This is a genomic window from Solidesulfovibrio carbinolicus (assembly GCF_004135975.1).
Lineage (GTDB): Bacteria > Desulfobacterota > Desulfovibrionia > Desulfovibrionales > Desulfovibrionaceae > Solidesulfovibrio > Solidesulfovibrio carbinolicus.
In genome coordinates this window covers 642193-665042 of record NZ_CP026538.1, presented here as the reverse complement: position 1 = coordinate 665042, position 22850 = coordinate 642193, and the positions used below count along the sequence as shown (strand labels likewise).

Annotated in this window: 21 protein-coding genes; 10 read left to right on the top strand and 11 right to left on the bottom strand. The window is 67.6% G+C overall.

Features of this window, described 5'->3' with window-relative positions:
- Nucleotides 1-3 precede the first annotated feature (3 nt).
- Nucleotides 4-1206 (bottom strand): bifunctional glutamate N-acetyltransferase/amino-acid acetyltransferase ArgJ, encoded by a 1203-nt coding sequence (gene argJ, locus C3Y92_RS03015; protein ID WP_129349366.1) that lies wholly within the window; start codon nt 1204-1206, stop codon nt 4-6.
- 54 nt (nt 1207-1260) lie between these two features.
- Nucleotides 1261-1746 carry an EF-hand domain-containing protein gene (locus C3Y92_RS03010; RefSeq protein WP_129349364.1) on the bottom strand — a complete coding sequence of 162 codons (486 nt, stop codon included), beginning with the start codon at nt 1744-1746 and terminating at the stop codon, nt 1261-1263.
- A 122-nt stretch (nt 1747-1868) separates the two neighbouring features.
- Here C3Y92_RS03010 and C3Y92_RS03005 point away from each other — a divergent pair, with 122 nt between their 5' ends.
- Both C3Y92_RS03005 and C3Y92_RS03000 read left to right on the top strand, forming a co-directional pair.
- Nucleotides 1869-2972 carry a tetratricopeptide repeat protein gene (locus C3Y92_RS03005; protein WP_129349362.1) on the top strand — a complete coding sequence of 368 codons (1104 nt, stop codon included), beginning with the start codon at nt 1869-1871 and terminating at the stop codon, nt 2970-2972.
- Between the two features lie 85 nt (nt 2973-3057).
- The gene (locus C3Y92_RS03000; protein WP_129349360.1) at nt 3058-3366 is read left to right on the top strand and encodes a hypothetical protein; all 309 of its coding nucleotides are present in this window, start codon (nt 3058-3060) and stop codon (nt 3364-3366) included.
- 655 nt (nt 3367-4021) lie between these two features.
- On the opposite strand, the gene C3Y92_RS02995 is transcribed toward C3Y92_RS03000, so the two are convergent.
- From C3Y92_RS02995 to C3Y92_RS02985, 3 genes are all read right to left on the bottom strand, one after another.
- Entirely contained in the window at nt 4022-4270 is a 249-nt protein-coding gene (locus C3Y92_RS02995) for a hypothetical protein (protein ID WP_129349358.1), read from the bottom strand.
- Complete coding sequence (locus tag C3Y92_RS02990) at nt 4267-5634, bottom strand: aldehyde dehydrogenase family protein (RefSeq protein WP_129349356.1); 1368 nt, start codon at nt 5632-5634, stop codon at nt 4267-4269. The genes C3Y92_RS02995 and C3Y92_RS02990 overlap by 4 nt, the downstream gene beginning before the upstream one ends.
- A gap of 209 nt (nt 5635-5843) precedes the next feature.
- Nucleotides 5844-6596, bottom strand: coding sequence for a sulfite exporter TauE/SafE family protein (locus C3Y92_RS02985; RefSeq protein ID WP_129349354.1), 753 nt, complete (start codon nt 6594-6596; stop codon nt 5844-5846).
- A gap of 123 nt (nt 6597-6719) precedes the next feature.
- Between C3Y92_RS02985 and C3Y92_RS02980 the strand changes: the two genes are divergently transcribed.
- Nucleotides 6720-7643 (top strand): LysR family transcriptional regulator, encoded by a 924-nt coding sequence (locus tag C3Y92_RS02980; protein ID WP_129349352.1) that lies wholly within the window; start codon nt 6720-6722, stop codon nt 7641-7643.
- A gap of 44 nt (nt 7644-7687) precedes the next feature.
- Here C3Y92_RS02980 and C3Y92_RS02975 read toward each other — a convergent pair whose 3' ends face one another.
- The 3 genes from C3Y92_RS02975 to lepA form a co-directional block, all read right to left on the bottom strand.
- The gene (locus C3Y92_RS02975; protein WP_129349350.1) at nt 7688-8773 is read right to left on the bottom strand and encodes an AbrB family transcriptional regulator; all 1086 of its coding nucleotides are present in this window, start codon (nt 8771-8773) and stop codon (nt 7688-7690) included.
- Nucleotides 8774-8882: 109 nt separating this feature from the next.
- Nucleotides 8883-9482, bottom strand: a complete 600-nt coding sequence (gene lepB, locus C3Y92_RS02970) for a signal peptidase I (RefSeq protein WP_129349348.1) — start codon at nt 9480-9482, stop codon at nt 8883-8885.
- 72 nt (nt 9483-9554) lie between these two features.
- Complete coding sequence (lepA, locus tag C3Y92_RS02965) at nt 9555-11357, bottom strand: translation elongation factor 4 (RefSeq protein WP_129349346.1); 1803 nt, start codon at nt 11355-11357, stop codon at nt 9555-9557.
- A gap of 300 nt (nt 11358-11657) precedes the next feature.
- On the opposite strand from lepA, the gene sat reads away from it, so the two are divergent.
- Both sat and C3Y92_RS02955 read left to right on the top strand, forming a co-directional pair.
- The gene (gene sat / locus C3Y92_RS02960) at nt 11658-12950 is read left to right on the top strand and encodes a sulfate adenylyltransferase (protein WP_129349344.1); all 1293 of its coding nucleotides are present in this window, start codon (nt 11658-11660) and stop codon (nt 12948-12950) included.
- A 134-nt stretch (nt 12951-13084) separates the two neighbouring features.
- Entirely contained in the window at nt 13085-16252 is a 3168-nt protein-coding gene (locus C3Y92_RS02955; protein ID WP_129349343.1) for a UvrD-helicase domain-containing protein, read from the top strand.
- A 3-nt stretch (nt 16253-16255) separates the two neighbouring features.
- On the opposite strand, the gene C3Y92_RS21055 is transcribed toward C3Y92_RS02955, so the two are convergent.
- Entirely contained in the window at nt 16256-16399 is a 144-nt protein-coding gene (locus C3Y92_RS21055; protein ID WP_165352056.1) for a hypothetical protein, read from the bottom strand.
- Nucleotides 16400-16527: 128 nt separating this feature from the next.
- Between C3Y92_RS21055 and cbiR the strand changes: the two genes are divergently transcribed.
- From cbiR to C3Y92_RS02940, 3 genes are read left to right on the top strand one after another with little or no spacing between them, the layout of a single operon-like run.
- Nucleotides 16528-17307: a cobamide remodeling phosphodiesterase CbiR gene (gene cbiR / locus C3Y92_RS02950; protein WP_129349341.1), complete on the top strand. Its 780-nt coding sequence runs from the start codon at nt 16528-16530 to the stop codon at nt 17305-17307.
- Nucleotides 17304-17822: a bifunctional adenosylcobinamide kinase/adenosylcobinamide-phosphate guanylyltransferase gene (locus C3Y92_RS02945; protein ID WP_129349339.1), complete on the top strand. Its 519-nt coding sequence runs from the start codon at nt 17304-17306 to the stop codon at nt 17820-17822. Before cbiR ends, C3Y92_RS02945 begins: the two co-directional genes overlap by 4 nt.
- Nucleotides 17819-18898, top strand: coding sequence for a DHH family phosphoesterase (locus tag C3Y92_RS02940; protein WP_129349337.1), 1080 nt, complete (start codon nt 17819-17821; stop codon nt 18896-18898). Before C3Y92_RS02945 ends, C3Y92_RS02940 begins: the two co-directional genes overlap by 4 nt.
- Here C3Y92_RS02940 and C3Y92_RS02935 read toward each other — a convergent pair.
- The gene (locus C3Y92_RS02935) at nt 18838-20184 is read right to left on the bottom strand and encodes a protein kinase domain-containing protein (protein WP_129349335.1); all 1347 of its coding nucleotides are present in this window, start codon (nt 20182-20184) and stop codon (nt 18838-18840) included. The genes C3Y92_RS02940 and C3Y92_RS02935 overlap by 61 nt on opposite strands.
- Before the next feature lie 153 nt (nt 20185-20337).
- A complete protein-coding gene (locus C3Y92_RS02930) occupies nt 20338-21282 on the bottom strand; it encodes a glycosyltransferase family 2 protein (protein ID WP_129349333.1) in 945 nt (314 codons plus the stop codon).
- A gap of 373 nt (nt 21283-21655) precedes the next feature.
- Between C3Y92_RS02930 and C3Y92_RS02925 the strand changes: the two genes are divergently transcribed.
- Nucleotides 21656-21844 carry a ferredoxin gene (locus C3Y92_RS02925; RefSeq protein ID WP_006919264.1) on the top strand — a complete coding sequence of 63 codons (189 nt, stop codon included), beginning with the start codon at nt 21656-21658 and terminating at the stop codon, nt 21842-21844.
- Between the two features lie 137 nt (nt 21845-21981).
- Nucleotides 21982-22836, top strand: a complete 855-nt coding sequence (locus C3Y92_RS02920) for a YkgJ family cysteine cluster protein (protein WP_129349331.1) — start codon at nt 21982-21984, stop codon at nt 22834-22836.
- The last annotated feature ends 14 nt before the right edge of the window (nt 22837-22850 follow it).

The window sequence follows — 22850 nt, the reverse complement described above, 5'->3', positions numbered from 1 at the left end:
CGGCTACGTGCGGTAGTCGGCGTTGATCTTGATGTAGTCGTAGGTCAGGTCCGAAGCCAACAGCAGATAGCGGCCCGGGCCGGCCCCCAGTTCGATGTCCACGGGAATCTCGCCCCGGCGCATGTGGGGAGCAAGCAGGGCGTCGAGGTCGTCGGCCACGGGCATGCCGTTTTCAAAGACCGGCACCCCGCCGATGCGCACGGCCACGTCGTCGGGATCAAACACCGCGCCCGAACGGCCGATGGCGCAGACGATGCGCCCCCAGTTGGCGTCGCGGCCGAAAAAGGCGGTCTTGACCAGGGGCGAATTGCCCACGGCCCGGGCGGCCAGTTCGGCCTCGGCCGGGGAGGCCGCGCCCGTGACTTTGATGCGCAGCACCTTGGTGCCGCCCTCGGCGTCCTGCACGAGCATGGCCGCCAACGTCTGGCAGACCTCGGCCATGACGGCGAGCAGGGCCTGCCGGCCCTCGGCCGAGTCGATGACCACTTCCGACGCGCCGTTGGCCAGCCCCAGGACGCAGTCGTTGGTGGAGGTGTCGCCGTCCACGGTGACGCTATTAAAGCTGCGGTCGGCGGCGGCGGCCACGGCTTCCTGCCACCACAGCGAACCGACCTTGGCGTCGCACAAAAGCACCCCGATCATGGTGGCCATGTTGGGGGCGATCATGCCGGCCCCCTTGGCCATGCCGAGCACGCGCACCTCACCGGCCTCGGTGGTGAGCGTCCCCCAGGCGATCTTGGGGAAGCTGTCCGTGGTCATGATGGCCTTGGCCGCGGCCATGGCCGGGGTCTGGCCGAGATTTTCGGCCAGGGTGGGGACCACGGCCTTCCATTTGTCCATTTTGAGCCGCGCCCCGATGACGCCGGTGGAGGCCGGCAGGATCTCTTCCGGCGAGAGGTCCGTGGCCTTGGCCACCAGGGACAGGGTCTCGCGGCAGTCGGCGATGCCGGCCGCGCCGGTGCAGGCGTTGGCCTGACCGGCGTTAATAAGGATGGCCCGGGCATGGCCGCCGGAGGCGGCCAGCTGGGCCTTGGCCACGGTGACCGGCGCGGCCTGGAAGAGGTTTTGGGTAAAAACACCGGCGGCGGCGGCCGGGGACTCGCTGACGATCAGCGCCAGGTCGTCGCGGCCGGTGGTGTACTTGAAGGCGGCCGAGGCCGTGGCAAAGGAAAATCCCTTGGGAACGGGAATCACGGGCGATGGCATGGCGGCGCTCCTTGGGTGGTTTAATGATGATAAGGGGAGACGGCAGGCGGCCGGTCAGGGCGCGGGTCGGGCCGTGGCAGTCCGGGAGGGGCTTGGCGCGGCCATTTCCTCGCGGCTGATGACGCCGTCGTTGTTGCGGTCCAGGCGGCGGAACTCGCGTTCCTGAAAATTTCGCCATTCCTCCAGGGTAATGCGGCCGTTGCCGTCGGCGTCGATGGCCGAGAGGGCGGCCGGACTGGCCGGGACAGCGGCCGGAGCCTGTGGCGCGACCGGAGCCGGGGCGGCGGTCGGGGACGCCGTGGGCGGCGGCCCGGCCGGCCGGGCCACCGGCGCGGCCAGGGGACGTTCGGCCAGGGGCGGCGCGCCCGCGGCCGACGGCTGCGACGCGGCCGGTCCGGCCGCGCCTTGGGCCGGCGGAAAATCCGGCGACGGATAGGACGTGGCCACGGGCTGACGCGGCGCTTCCTGGCGCGCGCAGCCCGCCCCGGCCAGGGCGGCGGCCAGGACGAGCCCGGCGACGGCAAAAAGCTTTTGCGGCATGGCAATCCTCATGCGGCCCGGCCCATGAGGCGGGGCAACGCGGTTTCGTCCTCTACACCAAACCGCCCCGGCCGGCCATACCCGGTCTTGACAGGCAGCCGAGGCTTTGCCAAGCCCCGCACATGCGCTTTCTGCCCACGCTGGCCCTGGCGGCCGCCCTGAGCCTTGCCCCGGCAGGCCTGGGCGCGTTTACGGGAAACGACCGGCTGTTTCTGGGAACCGAGGCCCTCATACGCGGCCGCTACGAACTGGCGGCCCAGACCTTTGCCGCCATCCTGGCCGCCGATCCCGACAATCCCTACGCCCGCACCCGGCTGGCCCTGGCCCTGGCCGGAGGCGGCGACGTCCGGGCCGCCCGGGCCGAACTGGAAAAGGCCCTGGCCGCCCGGGCCGACGACCTGTTCGCCCTGTGGAGCCTGGGCAACCTCGACCTGCTGGCCGGCCGGCCCGAAGCAGCCCAGGGACGGTTCACGGCCATGATCCAGGCCGATCCCGGCAATCTGCGCGGCCGGCTGGGGCTGGCCCTTTGCGCCTTGCAGGCCGGACGCACGGCCGAGGGACTGGCCGCCCTGGCCCAGGTGCAGCAGGCCGAATCGGCCGACGTCCTGGTGCGGGTGCTTTGCGGACTGGTCTATTGGCACCTCGATGCCCCGGCCAACGCCCGGCTGGAGCTGGAGGCGGCCCTGGAGCTGGAACCGCGCAACACGGCCGCCCTGGAACTTCTGGGGCTGGTCTACCGCCGCCAGGGCAAGGCCGATCTGGCCGCCAGCGCCTGGGGGCAGGCCCTTGGCCTGGACCCAGGCGCGGCCGGAGCGCGGTTTTTCCTGTCGCGCCTGGCCGAGGACGAAGGCCTGGCCGCCGCCCTGGCGGATAAGCCGGCCGAGGCCAAGCGGGCCTACGAACGCGCCCTGTCCATTGATCCCGGCAACGCCGCCGCGGCCAAGGCCCTGGGCCTGGGCGTGGCCCAGCCGGCCAGGCCGGCCGGAAGCGAGGCGCCCGGCCGGCGACCAGGAGCGGACAAAGCGGCCCGCCCCACCAGCGACGACGGCCACCGGCCCGGAACGGCAACGCCGTCTGGCGATGCCCCGCCGCCAACGCCGGCTTCCGAACCCGCGCCGCCGGCCAAACCCAAGCCCGCCAAACGGCCGGCCAAGCCGGCTCCCCCGATCGAGTCCGCGCAACCGGCGGCGTCAATTCCGGCGACCACGACGCCAGCGATCCCTTGAGGGACGCCGCCCGGTCCTCCCCCGTTTGGTTGACGCGCCTGCCCGTTTGGGCCAAGCTCGGCCCACTGCAACAAGGAGAGACCGGATGATTCGCTTGTTTTCGGCTGTTATCCTCATGCTGTTGACGGCTTTGCCGGCGGCGGCCCAATCGTTTGCTCCCAAAAACTATCCCGACTGCGCCATGCTCTACGCCAAAAAAGCCCTCTCCCAGGACGGCGGCATGATCATGCGCCGGGCCTGCAAATGCCGCTACCAGGACCCCAAGGCGTCGGAGTGCAAGGACTTCACCCAGGCCGCCCTGGACTGCATCATCGCCAACACCGGCGCGGCCGAGCGCGACGAACAGGCCTGGGGCGTGGAACGCGCCTGCCGCAACAAGTTCCCGGCCAAATAGCCGCTCTGCCCCGGCCCACAAAAAAACGCCGCCCCAAGCCGGGACGGCGTTTTTTGTTGCCCAAGCCGCCCAACGACTCGGCCCCAAAAATGAGAGCGGCTCCAGGTCGCCATCCCGGAGCCGCTCTCAGAAATGTCCTTTTCGGAGGAAGGATGATTCTCTATTAGCAACAGCCGTGCCAACGCCTAAACAAAATCATCTTCTCCAATAAAATCAGTCTATGCGAAAAATTCATCCCGGCAGTTCAGCCCGCAACAGGCCGTTTTGGGGCTCTGATCGGTGCAAAAACTTTTACCCCGGCCGCCAAGCCCCGGATAAACGGGCCAGGAATTTGTACCCGGCCGACCAGTTGTCAAAAAACTATGTAAAATCGGGATATTATCCAAGACTCTTTCGGCTTCTGAAGGCAAGTGGCGGCCCAGAGACGGCCATGGCCGGGGCCGCGCCTCATGGGGCGGTACAAATCCTTGTCCCGGTCCCCTCTCCGCCCTTTGCCCTTTCCGGGCGAGGGCCGGCGGTGGAGTCCGGGGCGGCCGCGCCGATCCGGCCTACGGCGAAGCCCGGACGTGCTGCCGCCACAACACGCCGCTTTGCCGGCTTTGGCTTCTTGACTGGTGTTTGAAAGCCCGGACCCGGCTGCCGCGACAACGCGCCGCTACTGGGGCATGAGCAGGCGGTTCTTCTTGCGCCGGGCGATCTCCCACTCGGTGTCGAGCATGAGCTTTTCCTGCTTGGCCGCGAAAATCTCCTGGGCATGGCTCACGCCGGCCTTGTGGTCCTCGGCGGCCATGAAATCCCGGGCGCGCTTTTCCGCCGCCGCCTTGCGCTCCAGCAACTCGGCCATCTCGGCCTCAATGGCCGCCACCTGGGCCTCGATGTCCTGGGGGACAACCTCTTCGCTCATGAATCCTCCACCACGATGGTCTTGATGTTGGCAAATTCCAAAAGCCCGTGCCGGGCCAATTCCCGGCCGTAGCCCGAACGCTTGATCCCGCCAAAGGGCAGCCGGAAATCCGAACGCGGCACGGCGTTGACCGTGGCCATGCCCACCTCCAGCCGCCGGGCCAGGGCCAGCCCCCGGGCCACGTCGGCCGTCCAGACGCTGCCGGCCAGGCCGTAGGGCGAGGCATTGGCCAGAGCCAGGGCGTCCTCGGCGTCATCGGCCGCGATCAGGGCCGCCACAGGGCCGAAAAGTTCCTCGTCAAAGGCCGGCATCCCCGGCCGCACGTCGGCCAAAAGTGTTGGCGCGTAGAAATAGCCCGGCCGGTCCAGACGATGGCCGCCGGCCACCAGCCGCGCCCCGGCGGCCAAGCTCTCGCGCACCTGCCGGTCGAGATTTTCCAGCAAATCCAGCCGGGCCAGGGGACCGACCGTGGCCGCCGGGTCGTCCGGGTCGCCCGCCCGGTGGGCGGCGAGGCGCTCGGCCAGCCGCCGGGTGAACGCGTCATAGAGCGGGCGCTCGACTATGAAACGCTTGGCCGCGATGCAGGCCTGGCCGCACACCCGCATCCGGGCCGTCTCGGCCGCCGAACAGCAGTCGTCCAGCCCGGCGTCGGCCAGGACAATAAACGCGTCGGCCCCGCCCAGCTCCATCACAGCCTTTTTCACCGCCGCCCCGGCCAAGGCCCCCACGGCCGCGCCGGCCGCCGCCGAGCCGGTGAGCGTCACCCCGGCCACGGCCGGATGGGCAATGGCCTGGCCCACCAGCCCCTCGGGCAGGCGCAGCACCCGCACCAGATCGGCCGGGAAACCAGCCTCGGGGAAAAGCGCCTCCAGGGCCAGGGCCGAGCCCATGACGTTGGGCGCGGGCTTGATGGCCGCCGCGTTGCCCACGGCCAAAAGCGGAGCCACGGCCCGGATCGCCTGCCAATAGGGGAAATTCCAGGGCATGACGGCCAGGATCGTGCCCAGCGGGTCATAGACGATGAAGCGCCGCCCGGTCTCGGACGGCACGGCCTCGTCGGCCAGCCAGCGCGGAGCCATCTTGGCGTAGAACCGGCAGGCCCGGGCGCAGCGCCGCACCTCGGCCTCGGCCTCGGGCATGAGCTTGCCCATCTCCCGACTGGCCAGCCGGGCCAGCTTCGGAACCCGGGCCTCGAAAAGATCGGCCAGACGCAAAAGCGCCCGACAACGCTGGGCCAACGGCACGTCGCGCCACAGCTGCCAGGCGGCCCGGCCGGCGTCAAGAATCGCGGCCATGGCGGCGGCGTCATGGGCCTCATGGGAGGCAAAAGGCTGGCTGGTGGCCGGATTTATGCTGACGAACATGGATGTTGGACTACACGGCCGAAACGGCCAAAGGGTTACGCGATTACAGGCGGCCTTCAGGCAAGCCAAAGGCGCGTACCCTAGCGGTTTTGCCCAGCCAAGCCAAGGGGGGAAGGAAGAGTGCCTCCGGCGGCCGGGGGCCTGAGGCCCCCGGACCCCCCACATGGGTAAAAGTGAATGGAGGGAGGGGCCAGGAGGGCGTAAGTATGTCAACGGCCGAGGAGGCCGGCAAGGCCCTGGGCCAGGAGCGTGACGGCGTTGAAGGCCAGAATGGCCAGGATGATGCGGCGGAAAGCCGCCTCGCTTACCCGGCCGCACAGCTTCATGCCGGCAAAAATGCCGGCGGCCAAGGCCGGCAAGGCCAACCCGGTGCGGCCAAGCACCGCCCCGGTCACCAGCCCCGCCCCGGCCTGGGAGGCCACCACGCCGCAGCCGGCCAGGAAGAAATAGGACACCAGCGTGGCCCGCAAGGCGTCGCGGGGAAGCCCCAGCCGGCTCATCCAGGCCACGATGGGCGGACCGTTGATGCCGATGGCCCCACCCATGCCGCCGGCCACCAGTCCGGCCAGCACGCCCCAGCCCCGGCCCCGGCCGGCCGTGGACGCCTGCGCCCCGGGCCGGCCCTGCATGATCACGAAGACGAGAATCGCCGCAGCCAACACAAGCTTCAGCCAATCGCCGGAAACGACCCGCAAAATGTACGCCCCAAACGGCATGGCCGGCAGGGACGAGGCGATGAGCAGCAGGAGCAGGCCGCGCCGCACATGACCGAGTAGCCGGACGATCATGACGAGGTTGAGCATCACGGCCAGGGTGGTGCACACCGGCACCGCCACCTTGAGGTCCAGGACAAGGGCCAGAAGTGGCAAGGCCACCAGGGTCGAGCCGAAGCCGGCCAAACCCTGGGTGAAACCGCCGGCAAAGGCGGCCAGCCACAAGAGCGCAAGGTGAGACAAGGCCATGATCCGTTTCCGCTCCTGTTCACGACTGGAGCCGTGTTGCAAATTCCCAAACGTTGCCCGCCAGCCTAATCCGGTCTATTTCTCCTGGCAAACGCCTATTTCGGCACGCGAGGTTGCAAAAACATGCACATGCTCGACCCCTGGCAGCTCAAGGCCTTTCTGGCTGCGGCCTCGGCCGGGTCCCTGCGCCGGGCGGCCGAAGAGCTATCCCTGTCGCCTTCGGCCATAACAGCCCGCATCAAGGCCCTGGAACAGGCTGTGGGCGTGCCGCTTTTTTCGCGCACCGGCAACCGGGTCGGCCTGACCGAGCACGGCCGGCGGCTTGTCGGCTACGCCAGACGGCTGCTGGACCTCGAAGCCGAGGCCCGGCAGCGGCTGGCGGACGGCGGCGAGGACGGACCGCAGCTCACGGTGCGGCTGTCGGAAAGCCTGGGGCTGGCCGTGCTGCCGGCCGTCCTGGCCGCGTTTCGGGCGCGCCATCCCGGGGTGCGGTTGATCCTGGCCCAGCGTTCGGCGGCCGGATTGGCCCGGGACCTGCGCCACGGGGTGGTGGATTGCGGCGTCATCCTCGGCCAGCCCTACGCCGCCGAGGGCATCGCGGCCACGGTCATTCACCGTGAACCGCTGGTCGCCATCATGCCGCCGTGGGGCGGGCTGGCCGGCCGGGAAGCCCTCGGGCCGGCCGATCTGCACGGGCGCGCCCTGCTCGTCACGCGCCAGGTCTGGGGACTTCGGGAACGGCTGGAGCAGGGATTGGACCGGGCCGGGGCCGTGCCGGCCTCGGTGACGGAATGCGGCAGTCTGGCGCTTGTGGCGCGCTGCGTGGCCGCCGGGCTGGGGGTGGGGCTGGCTCCGAGGCTGGCGGCGGCGGCCTTGTCGCCCGGCGGCGAACTGGCGCTTGTTCCCTGGGCCGAGCCGGGGTTCACGGCGGCGGTGACGGTGATGCGGCTGGCCGGCCGCGATCCCGGTCCGGCCGAAACGGCCTTTCTCGATTGCCTCGGCGCGGCCATCGCCGCAGCTTCCCCCAAAACACCACCGCCCCCTTAATCCCTGTCCCCTTAACCTTTTCCCATATGGGGGGGCCGGGGGCCTCAGGCCCCCGGCCGCCGGAGGCACTCTTCCCTCTTCGCCTTCTCCCCCCGCGCCTCGGCGCGGCCGGCCAGAAATCTGGCCATTGGCGGGGCCAGGAGCACCACCAGGAAGAAGCGCATGGTCTGCATGGTCATGACCACAGCGAAGTCCACGCCCGGCGAGCTGGCGGCGATGACGGCCACGGAGTCCATGCCGCCGGGGCTGGCGGCCAGGTAGGCGGTGAGCGGGTCCATGCCGGTGGTCTTGGCCAGCAGCCAGGAGAGCGCGCCGCAAAAGGCGATCAGCGTCAGGATGCCGGCGAGGATGGCCGGCACGGCCCGGGCGGCGTAGAGGGCGACCTTCTTGGTGAACCCCAGGCCCACCCGCCAGCCGATGGCGGCGTAGGCGGCGGCGAGAAGCCAGGGCGGCAGGTCGATTTCGACGAGTCCGGTCAAGCGCAGGGCCGCGCCCAGGAACATGGGGACGAGCATGGCTCCGCCGGACAGGCGCGTGCCAAGGCCGGTGAGCGCGCCAAGGCCGATGAGTCCCAGGGCCGGGGCGACGCCGGCGGTCAGCGGCGGCAGCCAGACCATGGCCTGGTGCTGCGGGGCGCTGCCGCCGGCCGCCCGGGCGACCACGGTGGCGGCCAGGGCCACGCACAGCACGCGCAGGTATTGCATGAAGGCGACAAGGCGGGCGTCGGCGCCGCAGGCGTCGGCCATGACGACCATGGCGGCGGCCCCGCCCGGGGAGGCGCCCCAGATGGCCGTGGTTCCGGGCATGACGCGCAGCCGGCACAGGACGAGCCCCATGGCGGCGCTGGCCACGATGCCGGCCAGGATGACCAGGGAAAACAGATGCCAGTGGGCCAGGAATTCGGGCAGCACGGCCGGCGAGGCGGCCCGGGCGATGAGGCAGCCGACGACGGCCTGGGCCAGGACGAAGGGGGTGTCGGGCAGGCGGATGGACGCGCCGCCAAGGGCCACGGCGATGCCGGCGACCATGGGGCCGAGCAGCAGCGCGGCCGGCAGCTCCAGGGCGGCGAAGCCGGCGGCCAGCAAAACGGTCAAGGCCAGCAGCCCAAGCCACTGGCCCTTTTTTCTCATGGATTGCGTCCCAGGCGTGTTGCCCAAGGTCACCCCTCCCCCCTTTTCCCCATGTGGGGGGTCCGGGGGCCTCAGGCCCCCGGCCGCCGGAGGCATTCTTATTCTCGTACTACTTCACCATACGGCCAATGCGGTCGAAGCGGATTTCGGAGGGGCCGTCCCAGGACCAGTAGATGACCCAGGCCTTGCCGCGGATTTTTTCCTTGTCGACAAAGCCCCAGAAGCGGGAGTCGTAGGATTCGTCGCGGTTGTCGCCAAGGACGAAGTATTTGCCGGCCGGCACGGTGATGGGGCCGAAGTTGTCGCGGCGTTGCTGGGCGTTCGGGTCGGTGTGCTTGATGTAGGGCTCGACGAGTTTTTCGCCGTTGCGGTAAAGCGCCTTGTCCTTCATTTCCACCACGTCGCCGGGCACGCCGATGATGCGTTTGATGAAGTCCTTGGAGGTGTCTTCGGGGAACTCGAAGACGATGACGTCGCCGCGTTGCGGGTCTTCCAGCGGCATGATCACCTTGTCGGTGAAGGGGATGCGGGTGCCGTAGAGGAATTTGTTGACGAGCAGGTGGTCGCCGATGAGCAGGGTGTCGAGCATGGAGCCCGACGGGATCTTGAAGGCCTGGACCACGAAGGTGCGGATGACGAAGGCCAGGATCAGGGCGACAGCCAGGGCTTCCAGGTATTCCAAGAGCACTTTTTGCCATCTCGGATTCATGGGCGCGGTTCCTTTTTGGTGGTGTTGGGGCGCGTCGCGAGGGCGCGCGCGGAAAAGGCGGACGGGCCGGGACTAGTCGTCCCCGGCCCGCAGCGCGGCGAGAAAGGCTTCCTGGGGCAGTTCGACGTTGCCCATGCGCTTCATGCGCTTCTTGCCTTCTTTCTGTTTTTCCAAGAGTTTGCGTTTGCGGGTGATGTCGCCGCCGTAGCATTTGGCGATGACGTTCTTGCCGACCGGGGCGTTGCGCTCGCGGGCGATGATCTTGGTGCCGATGGCGGCCTGGATGATGACCTCGAAGAGCTGGCGGGGGATGACCCGCTTGAGCCGAAGGGCCAGGGCCCGGCCGTAATGGTAGGCGTTTTCGCGGTGGACGATGACGGCCAGGGCGTCCACGGGATCGCCGTTGATCATGATGTCGAGCTTGACCAGGTCGGAGGCCCGATAGTCCACGATTTCGTAGTCGAGGGAAGCGTAGCCGCGGGTGGCGGATTTGAGGCGGTCGAAGAAATCGTAGACGATCTCGGCAAAGGGCAGTTCGTAGGTGATGATGACGCGGGTGGCGGTCAGATAGCGCACGTCTTTTTGGATGCCGCGCTTTTCCTCGCACAGCTTGAAGACCCCGCCCACGTACTCGTTGGGGGTGTGGATCTCCAGGCGGGCGAAGGGTTCGTAGAGGGCGGCGATTTCCTGGGTCTTGGGCAGCTTGCTCGGGTTGTCCACGGGGATGACCGTGCCGGAGAGCGTCTCGACCTTGTAGACGACGGATGGGGCGGTGGCGATGAGGTTGGCCCCGAACTCGCGCTCGAGCCGTTCCTGGATGATCTCCATGTGGAGCAGCCCCAGAAATCCGCAGCGGAAGCCAAAGCCCAGGGCCTGGGAGGTCTCGGGCTCGTAGGTGAAGGCGGCGTCGTTTAGGCGCAGCTTTTCCAGTGCGCCCTTCAAGACTTCGTACTCGGCGGCGTCCACGGGGTAGAGGCCGCAGAACACCATGGGCTTGACCTCTTTGAATCCCGGCAGCGCCTCGGTGGCGGGATTTTCGGCCAGGGTCACGGTGTCGCCCACCCGGGCGTCGGTCAGCGTCTTGATGTTGGCGCACAAAAATCCGGCCTCGCCCGGACCAAAGGACGGGATGTCGACCGGGCCGGGGGAAAACGCGCCCAGGCGGATGACCTCGAAGTCGGCCCCGGTGGACATCATGCGGATGCGCTGGCCCAGGCGGACGGAGCCTTCCATGACGCGAAAAAGCACCACCACGCCCTGGTAGGAGTCGTACCAGGAATCGACGACGAGCGCCCGAAACGGCGCGTCGGCCTGGCCCTTGGGCGGCGGGATGCGAGCGATGATCTGTTCGAGCACGGCCCCGACGTTGACCCCGGTCTTGGCCGAGACGGACACGGCGTCGGCGCAGGGGATGCCGATGGCCTCCTCGATGTCCTTTTTGACGGCCTCGGGGTCGGCGCTGGGCAGATCGATTTTATTAAGGACCGGGATGATTTCCAGGTCGTTGTCCAGGGCGAGGAACACGTTGGCCAGCGTCTGGGCCTCGACGCCCTGGGTGGCGTCGACGACGAGCAGCGCGCCTTCGCAGGCGGCCAGGCTGCGGGAGACCTCGTAGGAGAAATCGACGTGGCCCGGGGTGTCGATGAGGTTTAAAATGTAGTCCTTGCCGTCGGCCGCTTTATAAGGAATGCGGACGGTCTGGGCCTTGATGGTGATGCCGCGTTCGCGCTCGAGGTCCATGCGGTCGAGGTATTGCTCGCGCATTTCCCGAGCGGTGATGACGCCGGTGATTTCGAGGATGCGGTCGGCCAGGGTGGATTTCCCATGGTCGATGTGGGCAATGATGCTGAAATTTCGGATGCGGGACGTGTCCATGCGGGGGGTGCCTTTGAGAGAAGCGCGCGATTGATCGAACCGCGTCATAATGGAAGCCGTGTCCAAGGTCAATGCGGCGCGGGAAACGCGTCCCGGGAACGGCCCGGGCCGGACAAAAAATCCGCCTGCCGGCGAGTGGCAGTGGGACATTTTCGTGGCCTTTGACACATTTTTCACTTGGTATTCCCTGGGGGCTGGTGTATGAAGGAACCCACTCATGGGGACAACCGGTTCCGGAAAATCGCCGGCCCCCGTTGAAACGCGGAAACTTTAACAAAATCACCGGTAAGGAGGCTTTACATGTCCAAATTGGTTCCGCCGCATGGAGGCAAAGGCCTGGTCATCCGTCTGATGGAAGGCGCTGCCAAGGAAGCCGAACTGAAGAAGGCCGCCGGCCTCAAGAAAGTGCAGATCACCGCCCAGGAAAAGGGCGACCTGATCATGATCGGCATCGGCGGCTTCTCGCCGCTGGAAGGCTTCATGACCAAGGCCGACTGGAAGAGCTCCGTTGAGAAGATGACCCTGGCCGACGGCACCTTCTGGCCCGTCCCGGTCGTCCTGGCGGTGACCAAGGAAGAAGCCGCCGGCATCAAAGAGGGCGAGGAAATCACCCTCGAGCGCAACGGCGAAATCTACGCCACCATGAAGGTCACCGAGAAGTACGAGCTGACCGAAGCCGACAAGAAGTGGGAATCCGAGCTGGTCTACAAGGGCGCCGGCGACGACTCCGCCGACGACAAGTTCTGGAAGATCGCTCTTGACGACCATCCGGGCGTCAAGATGGTCATGGAGCGCAAGGACGTTTGCCTGGCCGGCCCGGTCAACGTGCTGTCCGAAGGCGAATACCCGACCAAGTACAAGGGCGTTTACCTGCGTCCGGCCGAAACCCGCGCCATGTTCGACGAGCGCGGATGGGCCACCGTCGCCGCTCTGCAGCTGCGCAACCCCATGCACCGCTCCCACGAGTACCTGTGCAAGATCGCCATCGAAGTTTGCGACGGCGTCATCATCCACTCGCTGATCGGCAACCTGAAGCCCGGCGACATCCCGGCCGAAGTCCGCGTGAAGTGCATTGACACCCTGTGCAAGTACTACTTCGTGGAGAAAAACGTCATCCAGGGCGGCTACCCCCTGGACATGCGTTACGCCGGTCCCCGCGAAGGCCTGCTCCACGCCACCTTCCGCCAGAACTACGGCGTCAACAAGATGATCATCGGCCGTGACCACGCCGGCGTCGGCGACTTCTACGGCATGTTTGAAGCCCAGGAAATCTTCGACCGCATCCCCTACGCCGACGGCAAGGGTGCCAAGCCCGGCCAGGCGCTGCTGTGCGAGCCCCTGAAGATCGACTGGACCTTCTACTGCTACAAGTGCGACGGCATGGCCTCCCTGCGCACCTGCCCCCACACCAAGGAAGACCGCGTCATCCTGTCCGGCACCAAGCTGCGCAAGATGCTGTCCGAGGGCGGCGAGATCCCCGACCACTTCGGCCGTGACGAAGTCCTCGTGATCCTGCGCGAGTACTACGAAGGTCTGACCGAGAAGGTCGAGATCAAGATGCACGGCGCTGCTTCCGGCGACTCCGCCAAATAAGCAGTCCGCGCAATCGATCCGATTGCTCCGGGGGGACGCGCAAGCGTCCCCCCGTTTTTTTATGGCGCGCGACATTCCTGTTTCCGCCCCCGCCGCCCCTTGCCGCAGGCCGCTGATCCTTGTACCTTTGCCCCATGTCCTTTCTCGCCGATCTGCACATCCACTCCCGCCATTCCCGGGCCACCAGCAAAGGCCTCACCCCCCGCTGCCTGGCCGCCTGGGGCGAAGTCAAAGGCCTGGATGTGGTCGCCACCGGCGACTTCACCCACCCCGGCTGGCTGGAGGAATTAAAAGCGTCACTCACCCCCGGCGACGACGGGCTGCTGCATCTCACCGACCCGGCCGGGCTGTCCAAGGAAATCCCCTGGCTGCCCGAGACGCGCTTTGCCGGCTCGACAAGGTTTCTGCTCTCGGCCGAGATCAGCTCCATCTACAAACGCGGCGGCAAGGTCCGCAAAGTCCACAACCTGCTCTACGCGCCAAGCTTCGAGGCGGCCGAACGCTTAAACGCCAAGCTGGCCAAGGTCGGCAACCTGACCTCCGACGGCCGGCCCATCCTGGGCCTGGACAGCCGCCATCTGCTGGAACTGACGCTGGAAACCGACCCTTTGTGTTTCCTCGTGCCAGCCCATATCTGGACGCCCTGGTTTTCGCTTTTCGGCTCCAAGTCCGGCTTCGATTCCATCGAGGAATGCTTCGGCTCGCTGTCGCGGGAAATATTTGCCATGGAAACGGGCCTGTCCTCGGACCCGGACATGAACTGGACGCTCTCGGCCCTGGACCGCATCCGGCTCATCTCCAACTCCGACGCCCATTCCGGCGAAAAGCTCGGCCGGGAATGCAATCTCTTCACCGGCCCGGCCTCCTACACCGGCATCTTCGACGCGCTGCGGGGCAAGGCCGGCGAGACGGCCTTTGCCGGCACGGTGGAATTTTTCCCCGAGGAAGGCAAATACCACCTCGACGGCCACCGCGACTGCGGCGTGGCCCTGGAGCCGGCCCAGGCCAAGGCCCTGGGCTGCCTGTGCCCCAAGTGCGGCAAGCCGCTGACCCTGGGCGTGCTGCACCGCGTCCTGGAGCTGGCCGACCGGGAAACGCCGGTGCGCCCGGACGGCGCGCCGGGCTTCACTTCGCTTATACCCCTGGACGAAGTGGCCGGCGAGGTGCTGGGCGTGGGACCCAAGACCGGCAAGGTCAAAAATCTCCTGACCACCCTTTTCGCCCGCTTCGGCACGGAAATCGCCGTCCTTCGCGACGCGCCCGTGGAAGACCTGCGCCGGGTCCACCCGGCCCTGGGCGAGGCCGTGCGCCGGATGCGCCAGGGACAGGTGTCGCGCCAGGCCGGCTACGACGGCCAGTACGGCCGCATCACCGTGTTTTCCGACGAGGAGCGCCGGGAGCTCAAGGCCGGCCGCTTCCGGGCCGGCGCGCCCATGGCCCGGCCGGCCGCCCGTGAGGCCGACGCCGCCGGCCCCGACGGCGACGCCCCGGCCGAACCTCCCCCTGCCCCGTCCCTGGCCCGCGCCGCCGCCCCCGCCGCGCCGCTGCCGCGCGGCCTTACCCCGGACCAAAAACGCGCTGCCGAAACCGCCGCCCGCCACGTGCTGACCGTGGCCGGCCCGGGCACCGGCAAGACCCACACGCTTTTAGCCCGCATCCGCGAACTGCTGGCCCACGGCGTGGCCGCCGACAAGATCCTGGCCGTCACCTTCACCCGCCGGGCCGCCGCCCAACTGCGCGAACGACTCGCCCGCGACGACGCCGGCGGCGACATCCCCCGGGCCGACACCCTCCACGCCCTGGCCCTGGCCGCCCTGGCCGAGACTGGCGGCAGCGAACCCGTGGTGCTCTCGGAAGATTCCGCCCGGCGGCTTTTCGACCTGGCCAATCCCGAACTGCCCCGGTCCCGGGCCAAGAGCGCCTGGCAGGAACTGTCGCTGGCCCGGGAGAAAATGGCCCCGCCCGTGCTCACGCCCCAGGGCATGGCCGGCCCGGGCCTCTACGCCGCCCGCTACGCCGAGGCCAAGCGCCAGGCGAGGCTGTCCGATTTCACCGATCTGCTGGAAGGCTGGCTGGCCGCCATCGCCTCGGGCCGCTCGCGTCCGGCCTGGACCCATGTGCTGGTGGACGAGGTCCAGGACCTCACCCCCTTGCAACTGGCGCTTATCGCCGCTGTGTGCGGCCGCGACCGGGCCAGCCTTTTCGCCATCGGCGACCCGGACCAGTCCATCTACGGTTTTCGCGGCGCAACCGGCGGGGTGCGGCAGGCCCTGCGGGACTTTTGGCCCGACCTCACGGAGATCGCGCTATCCGACAACTTCCGCTCGGCCGCGCCCTTGCTGACCCTCTCCGCCGGGGTGTTCCGGGGCCGCGCGGCCCTGGCCTCCCGGGCCGGACCGGAGGTGCAGGCCCATTGCCGCATTGAGCTTTACGAAGCGCCCACGGCGGCGGCCGAGGCGGACTGGGTGGCCCAGCGCCTGTCCGGGCTCGTCGGCGGCTCGTCCCTGACCCAAAGTCGCGACTTTTCGGCCAAACACCTCTCCCCGGGCGACATCGCCGTGCTGGTGCGCTTTTCCGGGCTCATCGGCCCCCTGCGCCAGGCCCTGTCCCGGGTGGGGCTGCCGGTGTCCGTGCCCGAGGCCGAGGCCTTTTTCAACGAACCCCGGGTGCGCCTGCTGCTCGCCGCCGCCGGCCTGCCCTATGGCATCCCGGCTCCGGAAACGGCCGGCACGCCGCCGGAGATTCCCGAGCGGCTGCTGGATAAAGGCCCGGCCGGACTGGCCGCTTTTTTGGAAGGCATCCCGCCCTTTGACCCGCTGTTCTGGCAAGCAGCCCCGTTTCGCGAGCTGTGCCGGGCCTACGAGGCCCACGGCGGCTGGCAGGGGCTTTTGGCTTACGTGGCCGCCCAAAACGAACTGGAGCTGGTGGGGGCAAGGGCCGAGAAGGTGCGGATCATGTCCATCCACGCGGCCAAGGGGCTGGAATTCGGGGCGGTGTTCCTGCCGGCCCTGGAAGACGGGCTTTTGCCCTTTGCCGGCTCGGATTTTTTAAGCGGCAAGCCCGGCCATCCGGCCGGACGCATGGACGAAGACGAAGAACGGCGGCTCTTTTACGTGGGGCTGACCCGGGCCAAGAGCCGGCTCTACCTGTCCCACGCCCTGCGCCGGGAACTTTACGGCCGCAAGCTCAGGCTCAAGCGGTCGCGGTTCCTGGACGCCCTGCCCCTGGGCGGGGTGCGCCAACTGGCCCTGCGGGCCCACACCGTGCGGGAAGCCAAACAGCTTGGACTTTTCGGGAAGTAAGGCCTACCAGATGTGTCGCCACAGCAGGCGCTCGTAGGCCCGGGTGAAACGGTGGGCCGCCGGCGCCTTGACGCCCAAGTCCTTGAGCCTGCAGTAGACATGCAGCGGGTTGAAAAAATGCTGCACAAAATCACGAAGTTGTCGCATACTACACTCACTTCGGGAACCTGGCCGGACAGGCAGGGAAGCCTCGTTCCGGCAACCCGCATTCCATACTCCGGGCGAACAAAACCCTCAAGCCTTAACCTGTAACTTTTATATCCTAGAATTTCCAAATGTTCGCAAAAAGCAAGTCTCCTTTTTCCTGGCGCATCGCCGCGCCGAGCTGCGTGTGGCCCGAAACCGCCCTGGTCAATTGCCGCCGCCTGGCCCGCACCGTGCCCGAGGTCGGCCTGTATCTGCTGGAGCTCCACGCCTGTCTGGCCTATGGTCCGCAGGACCTCCCCCAGAAGCCCTACGGCCTTGTCTACCACCTCCACCTGCCCCTGGACCTGCCCTGGAGCTTGGGCGGCGAAACCGCTTTTGCCGTCATGGAGCGGCTGCTGGCCATGACCGCCCACCTGTCGCCCTGGGCCTACGTGCTCCATCCGCCCACCGACCCGGCCAAGCTGGCCGATTTCGTCGCGGCCTACGTCGCCGCCGGCTTTGATCCGGCCGCCTTGCTCCTGGAGAACACCGACGCCGTGTCCCCGACCGAAACCCTGGCCCTGGCCAAGGCCAACGGCTGCGGCCTGTGCCTGGACCTGGGCCACATGCTGGCCATGGGCCACGAGCTGCCCAAGGACGACCCGGAACTGGCCACGCGCGCCCGGATGCTCCACATCTATTCGCCCTTTGGCCCCGAAGGGCCGCCCAAGGGCCGCAGCCACCTGCACCGCACGCTGACCTGCCTGTCCCCTGAAGGCCGCGACGAGCTGGTCTGGATGTTCGGCAATCTTTCGCCCCAGACCGTGGTGCTGGAAATCTTCGCGCCCATGCATCTGGTCGAAGGGCTGGCCTGCGTCGAAGCCATCGCCTCGGGCGTGACCCCTCCAACCTGCGGCGGCGCGGCGTGATACAACTCGTGTTGGGCGGCGTGCGCTCGGGAAAATCGGCCCTGGGCGAACGGCTTTTGGCCCAGGGCCCGGCCCCGCGCCGGGTGGTGGTCACGGGCAAGGCCCTGGACGTCGCTTTCCGGGAACGCATCCTGGCCCACAAGCGCGCCCGCGACCCGGGTCTGGCCGTCATCGAGGCCGGGGCCGAGGCCATGGACGTCCTGGCCCGGGAAGCGGCCCACGGCGGCACGGTGTTGCTGGACAGCCTGGACTTTTGGCTTTTTGCCTGTCATGGCGAAGATGCGGACCCCAGTGATCAACTGGCCCGGGGCCTGGCCCCCTACGCCGACGCAGGCGGCCCGCAACTTGTCGTGGTCAGCAGCGAGACGGGCCTTGGCCCCATCGCCGCCGACCCGGCCACGCGCCGGTTTGTCGATGCCCTGGGCGCGCTCAACCAGGCCGTGGCCGCCGCCGCCCATGACGTGCGTCTGGTCGCCGCAGGACTCTCCATCCAGCTCAAGGGAAACGCCGCATGAGCCCATTTCGCAAGATGTCCCAGGCAGGAGCCGACCTCAATCAGGCCATCGGCCGGGGCGATCGCTGGCTGATCCTTATTAACGCCGACCCCGACGCCCTGGCTTCGGCCATGGCCCTGCGGCGCATCATGGCCTACCGGGCCGAGACCGTGGGCATCGCCCACGTCAACGAGGTCAAGCGGCCCGACAACCTGGCCATGATGCGTTTTTTGCGCATCCCCTCAGTCCCCTTTGCCCCGGGCCTGTGCGCCGCCTACAACCGCTTCGCCATGGTGGATTCCCAGCCCCACCACCATCCCGCTTTCGCCGGGCGGCACTATTCCATCGTCATCGACCACCATCCCCTTTTGTCCGACCACCCCTGCGACGCCGAGTATTGCGACATCCGGCCGGACTACGGCTCGGTGAGCTCGATCATGGCCGAATATCTGCGGGGACTGCGCATCCGGCCGGGCAAGCTCCTGGCCACGGCGCTGGTTTACGGCATCAAGACCGACACCCAGAGCTTCGAGCGCCACTTCATCGAAGCCGACGTGCGGGCCTTTAGCGCGCTGACCAAGCACGCCGACATGGTGCTTGTGCGCAAGATCATCTCCAGCGAATACCATCGCCGCTGGCTGAAATTTTTCTCCAAGGCGTTTCGCAAGATGCGCTTCGTGGGCGTGCGCGGGCTTTTCGTCTACATGGACGTCCTGGAGAGTCCGGACATCCTGGTCATGCTGGCGGATTTCTTCACCCGGGTCCACGGCCTGTCGTGGAACATGCTGGCGGCGGTGGTCAAGGGCACGGTGGTGGTGGTCTTTCGCGGCGACGGCATCGGCCGCAACATGGGCCACATGGCGGCCAAACTTTTCGGCGACATCGGCTCAGCCGGCGGCCACCGGGGCGCGGCCCGGGCCGAGATTCCGCTGGATAAGCTCGGCGGCAAGCCGGTGGAGGAATTCCTCTACAAGCGCCTCACCGGCCATCGGCTGCCGACCAAGGAGCAGTGCCCGGTGGAGTTTCCGGCTCCGGCTCAAAGCCCCCGCACGGCCCGGACCGCCGCCGGACAGCAGAAGTCCGCCTTGGCCAAGTAGCCCAGCTCCACGTCGGCCACCCAGGCCGAAACATAGTTGGCCCGATCAGCGCTCCAGACCCGGCGCACGGGCTGGGACAGCGCCGCCGGCTGGCAATAGCCCTCGCCCACGGGTTCTGGGGACAACAGCGTCATGAGCTCGGGGACGGTGGGCAGCCGCCAGTCGGCAAAGCCGCCGAATCGGGCGGCGTTGAGCCCCTCCACATAGGCCGCCGCCGCCGGCCAGGTCAGGGCGTAGGGCGCGGCCTGGCGCGCCCAGCAAAGCCCCGTGGCCCCGTCCAGCACCATCCCGCTTCCCGTGTCCGCAAGCCGCCCCGGCCAGTAGGCCAGGGGCCGCCAGAGTTCGTCCAGGCCGAAGGCGGCCCGGGCCGCCCGGGCATCGACCATGGCCGGCTCGCTACGGGGCGCGGCCGCGCCGTCCGGCACGCAGCGCGGACACAGCGACTCCGGCGCGGCGGCGCACACCCCGTCCATGCGCCGCCGCCAGGCGGCCAAAGCCGCGTCCAGGGCCTCGGCCATGGACCGGGCGTCGGCAAAGCGGCCGGCCGGGTTCTCGGCCAGGGCGCAGGCCAATAGTCCGTCGAAATCGTCGCCCAGCTCCGGCACGCGCCGCGAGGCGGCCCACTCGCCCCATTCGGGCAGGCAACCGGTGAGCATCCGAAAAAGCGTCACGCCCACGGCGTAGAGGTCGGCGCGGGCGTCGGCCCGTTCGGGATCGTCCTCCTGCTCCGGGGCGGCATAGTACGGCGAGCCGACCTTGACGTTGGACGGACCGCCGAACGCCTCGCCGCGCACCTTGGATAGCCCAAGGTCGGTGATTTTGAGCACGTCGCCTTCGCTGACCAGCAGGTTGAAAGGCTTGACGTCGCGGTGGACGATGCCGGCGTAGTGCAGCCGGGCCAGGCCTTCCAGGAGCTGGGCGGCATAACAGCAGGCCCGGGGCACGGGCAGGCGGCGGCTTTTGGCCTCCACCCGGTAGGTTTCGCCGATGATGGAGCCCAGGGATTCGCCGTAATATTCCATGACGAAAAAGGGCCACGGCCCGGATTCGTCATAGTCGAAGACGTCAACGAGGTTTTTGTGGCGCAGCCCGCCAAGCAGGGCCGCCTCGTCGCGGAAAAGCCGCCGCACCCGCGCCTCGCCCCACAGGCCCAGGGTCAGTTCGTTGGGGCGCAGGAGCTTGAGCGCCGCCATGCGGCCGATGACCGGCATGGAGGCCCGAAACACCGCGCCCATGCCGCCGCGTCCGAGAACCCCGTGAATCGCGTACTTCCCGATAGACCGCATCCGTCCCGCCCTTGGTGGTCGTGCAAACGACAAAACGCGCCCGACGCCGGGACCATTCCCGCGCCGCGCGCGTTTGCAAACCATACTGTTTCAAGGCTTGTCCGGCAACTCCTGCCGGTGAAAACCGCTTTCCCTCCCCGGGCCGAGGCCAGATCAGCCGCCCACCTTGAGGAGCTTAAGCTCGCCGGGCACGACCGGCCAGCGGCGGCGCGGCGCGACCACCGGCGCGTCGGGCAGGCCCTGCATGAACCGCCACACCCGCTCAAGCGGCATGTGAGAGCGCAGGTAGTCCTCGCACTTGGAGAAGCTGTAGTGATGGGCCAGGCTGCGTCCCAGGACGGCCACCTTCATGTGGCCGGCGGCAAGGGCCAGGTTAAGGGCCTTTTCGTCGGTGGTGGTCTGGCCGGCCACCTTGGTGGTGGGGAAGGGCAGCACCAGCCGCATCATACGCTGGTCAAAAATCACGCAGTTGATGGTGAGGTAGCCCACGTAGGCATACTTGGGCGGCGCGTCGCGCAGGTAGACCTCGGCCAGATTCTCGTGGACGAGCTTTTCCCACATCCAGCGGTGGTAGACCCAGTTTTCCTCGATGGGCGGTCCGACGAACATGTGGCGTTCGGAGGGGTAGGACAGGCGCAGGAAGCGGTTGAGGACGTGGCGCCCGGGCGGGCTTATGGGCACAAGCGGCATGACCAGCGGCACGTCAGGACGTTCGGCGTGGTCGAGGTAGCCGTCGATGAGGTGTTCGAGCCAGTGCGGGGTGACGAACAGGTCTTCGTCGATCTTGATGATGACGTCGTCGATGTGGGCGGCGTAGATCTCGTTTTGGGCCTCCAGCACGGCCGGAACCAGGCCGCGCGGCCCGCGCTCCAGGAGCACGGCGTTGGCGTGGCGGGCCACGAAGCCCTTGGCCATGGCCAAGTGCTCCGGGGTCAAGGCGTTGGCCACGATGTAAATGCGCTTGAACCGGGAACAGTCGGTGTAGCGCTCCAGACAACGGATGCAGACGAGGAAGCAATCGAGCCTGTGCGAGGTGAGCAGCACCAGAACCGGCTGGATATCGCCGCGTCGCGGTCGAAGATAGGTTAGCTTGCCCATGGCCTTCCCTGGCTTTCAGGCATCCCTGCGTCAAAAGGTTAAACTTCGGCTTCATCACGCTTTTCGGCATTTCCCAACAGGAACTTTAGCCCTTTTTTAATAAAAAAACCCTCTTATTTTCAGCATGATACCAAGACGAATCCAGGGCGTGCCGGTTACGCCCCACGACAGAACTCCGGCAGGAGTCCCCAAAATACAGAAAAAAAAGTTCCGGCAGCCCCGCTGCCGGGACCGGCCGGTTCGCGCCGCCTTGACACGGGACGGACGCGACGGTAAGCCTGCCTGATCCTTCTGGTTCGTTTCTGCCATGTCTGACTAACCCTTCGTCATGACAACAAATTTTTTTCATACGAAGTGGGAAGCGGAGGTGTTTATGGGATATCGCGTCATTGTTGACACGCAAAAATGCATTGGCGACGGCGAATGCGTGGACGTGTGTCCGGTGGAAGTTTATGAGATGCGCGACGGCAAGGCCGTGGCCGTCAACATGGAAGAATGCCTGGGCTGCGAATCCTGCGTCGAGGTGTGCGACCAGAAAGCCATCATCGTCGAAGAGCAGTAGCAAAGCATAGCAATATCAACCGGCAACGGGAGCGGGCGAAAGTCCCGCTCCCGTTGCCGTCTTGAGCCCGGGCCGCCCGACCCTCCGCCGGACACCAGGGCGGGGGCGGTGCTGGCCCAGGCCGCCGGAGTCCGCCGATGCAGTTGGATTTTTCCCCCGCCTTTGCCCGCTATGAAGCCATTGCCGCCGAAGCCGACGCCGCCTTCGCCAAGGTCGCGTCCCTGTGCCCGGACATGGTCAGCTGCGGCGAAGGGTGCAGCGATTGCTGCCATGCCCTGTTCGACCTGACCTTTATCGAGGCCCTGTACCTCAACCGCAAATTCAACGAAGCCTTTCCGCCCGGCCCGGCCCGCGACGCCGTGCTGGAGCGGGCCAACGCCGCCGACCGCGACGCCGCCAAGCTCAAGCGCAAGGCCTTCCGGGCCGACGAACAGGGCGTGTCCACCCGCGAGATCCTCGAAAGCATCGCCCGCGAGCGCATCCGCTGCCCGCTTCTGGGCGACGACGACCGTTGCATCCTCTACAAAAGCCGCCCCCTCACCTGCCGGCTCTACGGCGTGCCCCTGGAGATTTCCGGCGAGGCCCGCACCTGCGGCAATACCGGCTTCGCCCCGGGCGGCCGCTATCCCACGGTCAAGATCGAAAAGCTCCAGGACAAGCTCGTGGCCCTGTCCCAGGAACTGGTGGCCTCCATCCCCACCAAGCTGCCGCTGATGGCCGAAATGCTCGTGCCGGTGTCCTTTGCCCTGGTCACGGATTTCGACGACGAGTTCCTGGGCCTTTTGACCGAGGAAGAAATGGTCAAGCTGCACGAGCAGGAAGCCAAGTGGGCGGCCGCGGCCGATCCCTTCGCCCCGGCCGGCGGCCCGGCCGGCTCGGCCTGTGGCTCCTGCGGCGAACAGGCCGGCTCGCCCGCCTGTTCCTCCTGCACCGGGGGCACGTCCTGGGTCCTGCCCGGCCCGGACGGCGAGTCCGGCGGCAAGGCGGATTAGCGTCGCGCCCACGG